The organism is Micromonospora inaquosa (assembly GCF_003857055.1).
Lineage (GTDB): Bacteria > Actinomycetota > Actinomycetes > Mycobacteriales > Micromonosporaceae > Micromonospora > Micromonospora inaquosa.
The window spans coordinates 1-10,257 of the sequence record NZ_QGSZ01000172.1 but is presented as its reverse complement, the minus strand read 5'-3'; the positions used below and the strand labels follow the sequence as shown (position 1 = coordinate 10,257).

At 72.1% G+C, this 10,257-nt stretch carries 9 protein-coding genes; 3 read left to right on the top strand and 6 right to left on the bottom strand.

Annotation, left to right across the window (positions count from 1 at the left end):
• Positions 1-4 precede the first annotated feature (4 nt).
• The 5 genes from DLJ59_RS09160 to DLJ59_RS09140 form a co-directional block, all read right to left on the bottom strand.
• Positions 5-3,184: a UvrD-helicase domain-containing protein gene (locus DLJ59_RS09160; RefSeq protein ID WP_124772073.1), complete on the bottom strand. Its 3,180-nt coding sequence runs from the start codon at positions 3,182-3,184 to the stop codon at positions 5-7.
• A 61-nt stretch (positions 3,185-3,245) separates the two neighbouring features.
• Positions 3,246-4,490 carry a metallophosphoesterase gene (locus DLJ59_RS09155; protein WP_124772072.1) on the bottom strand — a complete coding sequence of 415 codons (1,245 nt, stop codon included), beginning with the start codon at positions 4,488-4,490 and terminating at the stop codon, positions 3,246-3,248.
• A gap of 13 nt (positions 4,491-4,503) precedes the next feature.
• Positions 4,504-4,758 carry a MoaD/ThiS family protein gene (locus DLJ59_RS09150; RefSeq protein WP_124772071.1) on the bottom strand — a complete coding sequence of 85 codons (255 nt, stop codon included), beginning with the start codon at positions 4,756-4,758 and terminating at the stop codon, positions 4,504-4,506.
• A 2-nt stretch (positions 4,759-4,760) separates the two neighbouring features.
• Positions 4,761-5,774: a GTP 3',8-cyclase MoaA gene (gene moaA / locus DLJ59_RS09145; protein ID WP_124772070.1), complete on the bottom strand. Its 1,014-nt coding sequence runs from the start codon at positions 5,772-5,774 to the stop codon at positions 4,761-4,763.
• A complete protein-coding gene (locus DLJ59_RS09140) occupies positions 5,771-6,685 on the bottom strand; it encodes a fructosamine kinase family protein (protein ID WP_124772069.1) in 915 nt (304 codons plus the stop codon). Before DLJ59_RS09140 ends, moaA begins: the two co-directional genes overlap by 4 nt.
• Before the next feature lie 173 nt (positions 6,686-6,858).
• Between DLJ59_RS09140 and DLJ59_RS09135 the strand changes: the two genes are divergently transcribed.
• The 3 genes from DLJ59_RS09135 (at position 6,859) to DLJ59_RS09125 (ending at position 9,337) form a co-directional block, all read left to right on the top strand.
• Complete coding sequence (locus tag DLJ59_RS09135) at positions 6,859-7,902, top strand: DUF4192 domain-containing protein (RefSeq protein WP_124772068.1); 1,044 nt, start codon at positions 6,859-6,861, stop codon at positions 7,900-7,902.
• Positions 7,903-8,008: 106 nt separating this feature from the next.
• Positions 8,009-8,407 (top strand): hypothetical protein, encoded by a 399-nt coding sequence (locus DLJ59_RS09130; protein WP_124772067.1) that lies wholly within the window; start codon positions 8,009-8,011, stop codon positions 8,405-8,407.
• 213 nt (positions 8,408-8,620) lie between these two features.
• Positions 8,621-9,337 (top strand): GAP family protein, encoded by a 717-nt coding sequence (locus tag DLJ59_RS09125; protein ID WP_124772066.1) that lies wholly within the window; start codon positions 8,621-8,623, stop codon positions 9,335-9,337.
• 27 nt (positions 9,338-9,364) lie between these two features.
• On the opposite strand, the gene fdhD is transcribed toward DLJ59_RS09125, so the two are convergent.
• Positions 9,365-10,231, bottom strand: coding sequence for a formate dehydrogenase accessory sulfurtransferase FdhD (gene fdhD, locus DLJ59_RS09120; RefSeq protein WP_124772065.1), 867 nt, complete (start codon positions 10,229-10,231; stop codon positions 9,365-9,367).
• Between the last annotated feature and the right edge of the window lie 26 nt (positions 10,232-10,257).

Genomic DNA, 10,257 nt, shown 5'->3' with positions numbered 1-10,257 from the left:
AGGGTCAGATTAGGCGGAGTTGGCGGTCTTTGGGGCGGCGGGGTTCTTCTTCGCCGAAGCGTTCGAAGAGGCCGGGGTCGATGGTGCCGAGGAACGGCGAGGGGACGCAGTCGCGCTCGCTGCCGTGGCGGGTGCGGCGGGCGGCGTGACTGACGTACAGCCGGTCCTGGGCGCGGGTCAGGCCGACGAAGAAGAGCCGGCGCTCCTCAGCGACGGCGTCCTCGTCGGGTGTCGAGCCCGGCCAGCGCAGCGGCAGCAACCCGTCCTCGACACCGACCAGGAAGACCACCGGAAACTCCAGGCCCTTCGCGGCGTGCAGGGTGAGCAGCGTGACCGCCTCGGCACGCGGGTCGAGCGCGTCCACCTCGGCACCGGTGGCCAACTGCGACAGGAAGGTTTCCAGGTCGTCGCCGCAGCGTCGGGCCAGCGGAGTCAGCAGGTCCACGGCCGAGCGGACGTCCTCGGGACGGACCGCGCCGCCCGCGCCGTCCAGGGTGGGCACGGCGAAGCGCTCCGCGACGACCTGACCGGCCAGCCGCACCCGGGCGGCCAGCGAGCCGGCCAGACCGTCGGCGTGCCGCAGTTCGCGGGCGATGGCAGTCACCCCGGGCCGATCCCGCAGCCGATCGTGGGAACGCTTCTGCACCGGGATGTTGGCCCGGGTCAGGGCGTCCACGATCGGGGCGGCCTGCGCGTCGGTGCGGTACAGCACGGCGATGTCGGAGAACGACAGCGAGGTGGACCGGCCGTCGATGCGACCCGAGTCCAGCGAGCGGTGCGACAGCCCGCCGACCAGGTCGTCGACGGTACGCACCACGAAGTCGGCCTCTTCGACCACGGACGCCGCCGGGTAGCGCCCGACCAGCGGGGCCTCCGGATCGAGCCGGGCCGGGTCCAGTCGTCGACCCCGAACCAGCGAGGACGGTGCGATGGCCTGCACGGCGGCGGCCAGGATCGGCGCCGACGAGCGGTAGTTGCGGTTGAGCCGGACCAGTCGGGCGTCGGTGAAGTCTTCGGAGAAGCGCAGGAAGTAGCCGACGTCGGCGCCCCGGAACGAGTAGATCGCCTGGTCCGGGTCGCCGATCGCGCAGAGGTTGCCGTCGGCGGGGCTGAGCAGTCGCAGCAGCTCGTACTGCACCTCGTCGACGTCCTGGTACTCGTCGACGAAGATCCACCGCCAGCGGTCCCGGTACCGTTCGACCAACTTCCGGTCGGCCCGCAGCAGCTCCACCGGCAGGGTCACCAGCTCGTCCAGGTCGACCAGGTCCTGCTTGCGCAGCAGCGACGCGTAGGCGGCACTGTCGTCGCCGGCCTCGGTGCGGGCTGCCGCCCGCTCGGCGTCGTCGGCGATCCGGAAGTCGGCCGGGAGGCCCGCCGCGTCGGCGTTCTCCCGGAGGATCACCAACCCCAGCGCGTGGAACGTGCCGACCGTGACGTCCTCGGCGACCGGGCCGAGCAGGCCGTCGAGGCGGTGCCGCAGCTCCTCGGCGGCCCGGCGGGTGAACGTGATCGCGAGGCAGTGCTCGGGAAAGACGTTCAGCTCCGCGCAGAGGTACGCGATCCGGTGGGTGAGCGTCCTGGTCTTGCCGGTGCCCGGACCGGCCACGATGAGCAGCGGGCCACCGGGGGCGGAGGCGGCCACCCGCTGCATGGCGTCCAGTCGGTCCAGCAGGCCGGTGCCGACCTCCTCCATGCCGGAGAGCATCGGTTCGAACGGTTCGTGCGGAGACGGCGGTGACGCGATCGGCGGCGCGGGCGTCGGGGCCGGCTTACGCTTCGGCTCCGACTTCGCCGCCGCCGGACGCTTTGCCGCGACCCGGGGAGCCGGCTCCGAGGGCCGTCGCTGCGCCGGCACCGGTACGTCGAACAGCGTCTCCTGTGCGCCCAACTCGGCCGGGTCGAAGAGGGTGATCACGCCGTACTCGCCGTCGTAGCCGGGCACCCGGCGGACGTCGCCGCGTCGCAACCGCCCGATGCCCTCCGCGAGCAGCTCACCACCGGCCTGCTCGATGTCGGCCAACGGCGTCGTGGTCAGGATCTCCAGCTCGGGGCCGAGTGCGGCCAGCAACTCGTTGAACCGCCCCTCGACCTTCTTCGACCGGGCACCCACCTTGTTGATCTCGCCCAGGATCTCGGCCAGCGGCACCAGGTGGGTGACGTCCCGGGCGTGCGCCGGCCGGTGCCCGGCCGGGCGGTCGGCCAACTCCTCGATCCGGCTGAGGACACCCACGGTGAGCGGTTTGCCGCACTCAGGGCAGCGGCCGTCGGCGGCCCGGGTGCGCTCCGGAGACCAGTTGACCCCACACAGCCGGTGCCCGTCCGCGTGGTACTTGCCCTCCTCCGGAAAGAACTCGATAGTGCCGGCCAGGCCGTCACCGGTACGCAGTGCCTCCCGAACGGCGAAGTAGTCCCGTTCGGTGGTCAGCACCGTCGCCTCCCGGCCGAGAGCCGGTGGTGAGTGCGCGTCCGAGTTCGACACCAGTTGGTAGCCGTCCAGGCTGCCGACGCGCCAGTTCATCGCGGGGTCGGAGGAGAGCCCGGTCTCCACGGCGAAGATGTGTTCGGCCAGGTCGGCGTAGCAGTCCGCGATAGCGTCGAAGCCGGATTTCGAGCCCAACGCGGAGAACCATGGAGTCCAGATGTGCGCCGGCACCAGGTAGCCGTCGGGGCTGGCCTCCAGGGTGATCTCCAGCAGGTCGCGGGAGTCGAGTCCGAGGATCGGCCGGCCGTCGGAGCCGAGGTTGCCGATCCGGCCGAGCGCGGTGTTGAACCGGGCCACCGCGTCCAGATCAGGCAGGTAGATCAGGTGGTGCACCTTGCGGGTCCGGTCGTCCCGCTTGTAGATGGTGGATATCTCCACGCTCAGCATGAACCGGACCGGGTCCGCCTCCGCCGTCCCGGCGAGTCGGGGTGGCAGCCGGCGGGCGATGTCCCGCTCCGCCTCCGGGGCGAGCCGGTAGAGCCCCGGCTCGGCCGGGCGCAGCGTCTCAACCAGGTGGTCGTACCAGGCGGGGTGGGTGAAGTCGCCGGTGCCGAGCAGGCCGATGCCCTTACGTCGGGCCCACCACGCGAGGTTCGGCAGTGTGAGGTCACGGCTGCACGCGCGCGAGTATTTCGAGTGGATGTGCAGGTCCGCGACGAATGGCGATAGGCCACCGGGGGGTACGGCGCTGAACGGGGGCACGCCGCATCCTGTCACGCCCGCCGCGCCGGCCACCCGCCGCCACGCGCGGACGTGACGTCCGCTATGCCGAGCGCAACTCGACCAGACTGATCTGCGGCTCGGCGCCGACCCGGACCGGCGGACCCCAGAAACCGGCGCCGTTGGTCACGTAGACCTTGGTGCCGTCGACCTCACCGAGCCCGCTGACCACCGGCTGCTCCAACCGGACGGCCAGGTTGAACGGCACCATCTGCCCGCCGTGGGTGTGCCCGGACAGTTGCAGGTCGACGCCGTAGCGGGCCGCCTCCTTGGCCGCCAGCGGCTGGTGCGCGAGCAGGACCACGGGCCGGCTCGGGTCGCGGTCACCGAGGGCGGCGGCGAAGTCCGGTCCGGCGGCGAGGCCGGTGCCCGCCCCGGTGAGGTCGTTCACGCCAGCCAGGTCGAGCACACCGCCCCGGGCCTGGATCTCCTGCCGCCGGTTCTGCAGCACCCGCAGACCGAGCCGGTCGACCTCCTGGACCCACTCCTCAACGCCGGAGTAGTACTCGTGGTTGCCGGTGACGAAGAAGTTGCCGTAGCGGGAGCGCAGGTCGCGCAGCGGCGCGGCGGCCGAGCCGAGCTCGGCGACGGAGCCGTCGACCAGGTCACCGACGACCGCCACCAGGTCGGCGTCGAGCCGGTTGATCGCGGCGACGATGCGCTCGGTGTGTGCCCGGCCGCGCAGCGGGCCGAGGTGGATGTCGGAGACGGTGGCGATGCGCAGACCGTCCATGCTGCGGGGGAGTTTGGCGAGCGGGATCTGCACCCGGTCGAGGTGGGGCGGGCCGAGGGCGGTGCGGACGCCGTACCCCGTGATGCCGGTGGCGGTGAGGCCGGCGAAGATGGCCGCCCCACGGGCCAGCAGCAACCGACGGGACGGGTCGTGGTTTGGTGCCGCGACGGCGTCGGCGGCCGGCGGCTCGGTCGGCCCGGCGGCACCGACCAGCACCGGCTCGGGCGCGGCGGTGCTCGGCTCCGCGGCGACCACCCGGCGGCGCTGCACCAGCCGGGTGACCAGCATCGGAACTTCCAGCACGATCAGCACGACCAGCAGGTAGAACATCAGCGCGAGCCACAGGTAACCCGGCCAGGCGAGCCAGTAGAGCCCGGCCTGCGTCCCGGCGAGGGTGACCGGCACGAGCAGGGCCAGCACCAGGGCGGCGACCCCGCCGATCCGTCGCCAGCGGCCCGGCGCGGTGGTGTCCCGAACGAGTCGCTTCCACAGGTAGAGGTGGATGAGGCCGGTGACCAGCGCCAGGACAGCCACGAACCCCAGAACTGCCATCATGTGTGCGCCTCCCTCAGCCGCCCGCGAACGGGGGCAGGACATCGATCGTGGCCCCGGCCGGTAGGGGTGCCTGACGATCATGACAGGTGACGCCGTTCACGAGAAAACTCGCCACCCGCAGCACCCCAGCGAGACGGTCGCCGTGGCGCTGGGTCAGCTCGGCCGTGAGATCGTCGAGTGACCGCCCGACGGGGATGGCCTCCTCGGCGCGGCCGGCGGCGGCGCGAGCGCCCGCGAAGTAGCGGACGGTCAGCGGTGTCCCCTCCACGCTCAGCCCCCGATCGCGGACATCGGGCGGGTGGGCTGGAGGAAGGTGGGGTCGTCGATGCCGTGCCCGGCGCGCTTGCCCCACATCGCGGTACGCCAGCGCCGGGCCAGCTCGTCGTCGTCCGCCCCGGTGCGGAGCGCGGCGCGCAGGTCCGACTCCTCGGTGGCGAAGAGGCAGGCGCGGACCTGGCCGTCGGCGGTCAGTCGGGTGCGGTCGCAGTCCCCGCAGAAGGGGCGGGTGACGCTGGCGATCACACCGACCTTGGCGGGGCCGCCGTCGACCAGCCAGGTCTCCGCCGGTGCCGCGCCGCGCTCGGCCGGGTCGGGGCTGAGATCGAAGGTGGTACGCAGGGACGCCAGGATCTCCTCGGCGGTGACCATGGTGTCGCGGGCCCAACCGTGCTGGGCGTCCAGTGGCATCTGCTCGATGATCCGAAGCTGGTAGTCGTGGTCGAGGGCGAAGCGGAGCAGGGCTGGCGCCTCGTCCTCGTTGACACCTCGCATCAGCACTGAATTGATCTTCACGGGATTGAGCCCGGCGGCCGCCGCCCCGGCCAGCCCGGCCAGCACCGCGTCGAGGCGGGGGCGGCGGGTGAGCGTGGTGAACCGGTCCGGGTCCAGGGTGTCCAGTGAGACGTTCACCCGATCCAGGCCGGCCGCCCGCAACGCCGGAGCCAGCCGGTCCAGGCCGATGCCGTTGGTGGTCAGCGAGACCCGGGGGCGGGGTTGGAGGGCGGCGACGGCCGTCACGATCTCGACCAGCCCGGGTCGGATCAGCGGCTCGCCGCCGGTGAACCGCACCTCGGTCACGCCGAGCAACTCGACAGCCACCCGGACCAGCCGGACGATCTCCTCGTTGGTCAGCAACTCGGGGCCGGCCAGCCAGGGCAGCCCTTCTGCCGGCATGCAGTAGGTGCAGCGCAGGTTGCACTTGTCGGTGAGGGACACACGCAGGTCCCGGGCGACGCGGCCAAACCGGTCGACCAGGACGCCATCGGTCCCCGGGGCGGCGCTCACCTGTCGACCGTAGCGCGCTCGGCCCGGCTCAGGACGGCACGGGCGGTCTGGACGACCTCATCTCGGTAGCTGACGCCGAAGAGCGCGGTGTGCACCAGCAGCAGATGCAGCTGATGCAGCGGCACGCGATCCCGCCAGCCGTCCGGTAGCGGCCAACTCTCCTGATAGGCGGCCAGCACCCGATCCAGGTGGGGGATGCCGCCGAAGAGGGCGAGCTGGGCGAGATCCGTTTCCCGGTGCCCACCGTGCGCTGCCGGGTCGACCAGCCAGGCCCGGTCGTCGGCCCCCCACAGCACGTTGCCCGGCCACAGGTCGCCGTGGATGCGCGCGGGCGGCTCGTCGCCGCCGAGCCCGTCGAGGCGACCGATCACCTGCTCGACCAGGGCGGCATCGGCGCTGCTCAACGCGCCACCGTCGACTGAGCGTCGCAGGTAGGGGGTGAGGCGTCGCTCGGCGAACCACGTCGACCAGCGCCCGTCGGTGAGGGTGTTGTCCTGTGCGAGCGCGCCGATGAAACCGGGCCAGGCCGCACCGAAGGCGGTCGCGCCCGCCCGGTGCAGCCCGGCCAGCTCCCGGCCGAAGCGCTCCGCGGCCTCCGGCGTCGGTTCGCCGGGCTCCACCCAGTCGAGCGCCAGCAGCTCCGGCAACACCACGATCACCTCGGGTACGGCGACCGCGCCGGCCTCCCGCAGCCAGCGCAGGCCGGCGGCCTCGGCGGCGAAGAAGCCCTCCGGCACCGGCCGGCCGGAGCCTTCCGGCCAGGACTTCGCGAACACGGAGTGGCCGTCGTCGAGGGTGAGCCGGGCGGCGGCGCAGATGTTTCCACCGGCGACCGGCGTCTCCCGGAGCCGCTGATGGGTCCGGAAGGTCGGGAGGTGCGTCGGATGCGCGCGCAGGTACGCCAGGTCCATCAGCGCACGGTAACCGCTCCTTACGACAGCCAGGTGTCGCGCGACGACATCGGCACTTTTTCCGCACTCGTAGGTGTGGCATGAGCAGGGAAAACACGCTAAGTAACTGTGGATAAGTCGCGTGTCGTCCACAGGGGTGGCCGGGCTCGATGCCCTCATCGCAGGCTTCCGGCATGACCTCGACCGAACGCCCTCAGCTCGCCGTCCGCTCACCCGCCGACCTGATCGCCGCCGTGCCGTACCTGCTCGGGTTTCACCCCACCGACAGCGTGGTCGCCGTGGCGCTGGTCGGCCGACAGATCATTTTTGCCGCCCGCGCCGACCTGCCCGACCAGACCGATCCGGGCGGGTTGGCCGAGCACCTGGCTGGTGTGATCCGCCGGCAGGGCGCGGAGGCGGCCACCGTGGTGGGTTACGGGCAACCCGAACGGGTCACTCCGGCGGTCGACGCGGTGCGCGATGCGCTGAGCGGCGTCGGCCTGCAGGTGCTCGACGCGCTGCGGGTCACCGACGGCCGCTGGTGGTCCTATCTCTGCACCGAGCCCGACTGCTGCCCGCCCGAGGGTCGCCGCTACGACCCGACCGTCAACCGGGTGACCGCCTCGGCGGTCTTCGCCGGCCAGGTCGCGCTCCCCGACCGGGCCGCCCTGGTGGCGCAGGTGGCACCGGTGGACGGTCCGGCCCGGGACGCGGCCCGCGCGGCCACCGCCCGCGCCGAGTTGAGACTGGCCGAGCTGGTCGAGCAGGCGCCCGAGAGCGATCTGCTCGGCGCTCGGGCGCTGCGCTCCGCCGGGGTGGCGGCGGTCCGCGAGGCTCAGCGCCGGCAGCGGCGTGGCGAACGGCTCGACGACGACGAGGTGGCCTGGCTGGCCCTGCTGATGACCCACCTGCCGGTCCGCGATCACGCGTGGGAACGCACCGACGGTCGTGACCGGGACATCGCGCTCTGGACCGACGTGCTGCGCCGTGCCGAGCCGGAGGTGGCCGCCGCTCCGGGCGCGCTGCTGGCATTCGCCGCCTGGCGTGCGGGACAGGGCGCGTTGGCGGCGGTCGCGCTCGAACGCACGCTCAGCCTGCACCCCGACTACTCGCTCGCCCTGCTGCTGGACGACCTGCTCCGGCGCGGCGTACCCCCGGCCGAGCTGGACGGCTGGCCGTCGGTCGGGATGCCCGGAGTCATCCGCCCCCGCAAACGGAGCCGACGTGGCCGCCGCTGACCGGCCGCGCCGTCCGCGCGGTAATACTGCGGGTGCTACCAGGCCTGGCGACGCCCATTCCGGCGGACGCTCTTGCCGAGGGGCGTCGGATGCTGGGACGCGCCGAATGAGCGATCAGATCGCGGTCGTGTTCGACGCGGCGGCGTGGACGGCCTACATCGAGGGCAACGCCTCGGTGGGGGAGTTGATGCTGGAGGTCGCCGACGAGGGGCGGCAGGTGGCCATCCCCGCTACCTGCCTGGCTGTCGCTTTCGCGAGCGTGGCTGACGAGATCGATGCCGCGCTGCTGGCCCTGATGATGACTGCCCCGATGATCCGCCTGCTGCCGCTTGACGCCGAGGACGTGCGAGACACCGGCACGTTGGCCCGCGCCGTGGATGGAGACATCTCGGTCGGCCATGCCGTCCGTGCGGCACTCACCCACGAGGCGCACTACGCGACAGTGCAACCCAAGGCGGCGGCGAGGATGCTGCCCACCAACTGGAGCATCCTCGAGCTGGCCTGACGTGCGACAAGGCCGCGTCGCCGTCGACGAGCGGTGCCTCGACTCCGCTTCACAGAACTCGGGGGTATCCCCGCCACCGGGACACCCCGGTATCAGCTAACCCGAGCAACGCCTCCGTCGAAGGATGTACGCGTTGCTCCTGTCCAAGGCCGACGCGACCGCCTCACCACCGCCGGAGAATGATCTCGTGACCGTTCGCCGCGTTGGTACGACATGACCCCCGAGTTGCTGCTGTCGCTGGCCGGGCTGGCGTTGATCGACAGCACCAGCATCGGCACCCTCTTCATCCCGGTCTGGTTGCTGCTCACCCCCGGGCCGGTCAACGTCCGGCGGATTCTGGGTTACCTCGCCACCATCGCGGTGTTCTACCTCGCGGTGGGGCTGCTGCTGGTCTGGGGCGGCAGCACGCTGGGCGGCGCGCTGGACGGCGCCCTGGACAACCGGGGTGTCCTCTGGGCCCAACTCGTCCTGGGCGTCGGCATGCTGGTGCTCAGCTTCCGCTATGACGGTAAGAGGCGTCCCCGTACCGGTGGTGTGTTGCGGTGGCGGGACCGGGCCACCGCCGGAGATTCCTCGCCCCGCTGGTTGTTCGGGCTCGCGCTGCTCGCGGCGCTCGCCGAGGTGGCGACCATGCTGCCGTACCTCGGCGCGGTGGGTCTGTTGGCCACGTCGGGAGTGGGAGCGGCGGGCGTGCTGGGTCTGCTCACCGGCTACTGCCTGGTCATGGTGCTGCCGGCGGTGTTGCTGCTGGGTGCCAGGGTGGCCCGCCCGCGACTGGTCGAGCCGGTGCTGGCCCGCCTGAACACCTGGATCGTCACGAAGGCGGGCAGCGCATTGGGCTGGATCCTCGGCATCGCCGGTTTCCTGATCGCCCGCGACGCCGCCGCACGGCTGGGCCTGTTCGACCTGATCGACCAGATCGGTCGCTGACAGGCCGCCTCGGCGAGCAGGACCGCGTCAGGCTGGCTGCTCCACCGTGATCCGGTGCGCCCCGGTGTAGACGTTCATGGTTCGCCCGCGCAGGAAGCCGACAAGTGTCATCCCCGCCTCGTCGGCCAGTTCGGCGGCGAGGGTACTCGGGGCGGACACCGCGGCCAGCAGCGGCAACCCGGCCATCCACGCCTTCTGGGTCAGCTCGAAGCTGGCCCGTCCGGAGACCAGCAGCAGGTGCCCGGCGAGCGGCAGCCGGCGTTCCCGCACGGCCCAGCCGATCACCTTGTCCACGGCGTTGTGCCTTCCCACGTCCTCCCGGAGCACCACCAGCTCACCATCGGGGGTGAACAAGCCCGCCGCGTGCAGCCCGCCGGTCCGATCGAAGCCGCGCTGGGCGGCGCGCAACCGGTCCGGCAGTTCCGTGAGCAGCGTGGCCGGCACGGTGAGCGGATCCGCCGCCACCGGGAAGAGTGACCGGGTGCGTACCGCGTCAATGCTGGCCTTGCCGCAGACCCCGCAGGAGCTGGTCGTGTAGAAGTTCCGGGACGGGTCGGTGGTCGGTTCCGGTACGCCGGGGGCGAGCACCACGTCCACCACGTTGTACGTGTTGGGCGTCTCCGCGCCGGCACAGAGCTGTGCGGTCAGCACGTCGTCGGTCGACCGGATCAGCCCTTCCGTCAGCAGGAATCCGATGGCCAGGTCCAGGTCGTCGCCGGGGGTGCGCATGGTGACGGCGAGCGGCTGTCGTCGGCCGGGACCGGCCGCGCCGACCCGGATCTCCAGCGGCTCCTCCACGGCGAGGGTGTCCGGTCGGCGGACCGACCCGCGGCCGGCGGTCGCCGCGTCGAGGTCGATCCGGAGTACGCCGCGTCGATCAGTTGCCCGTCCCATCCCGCCATCCTCCACCCCATCCCAAC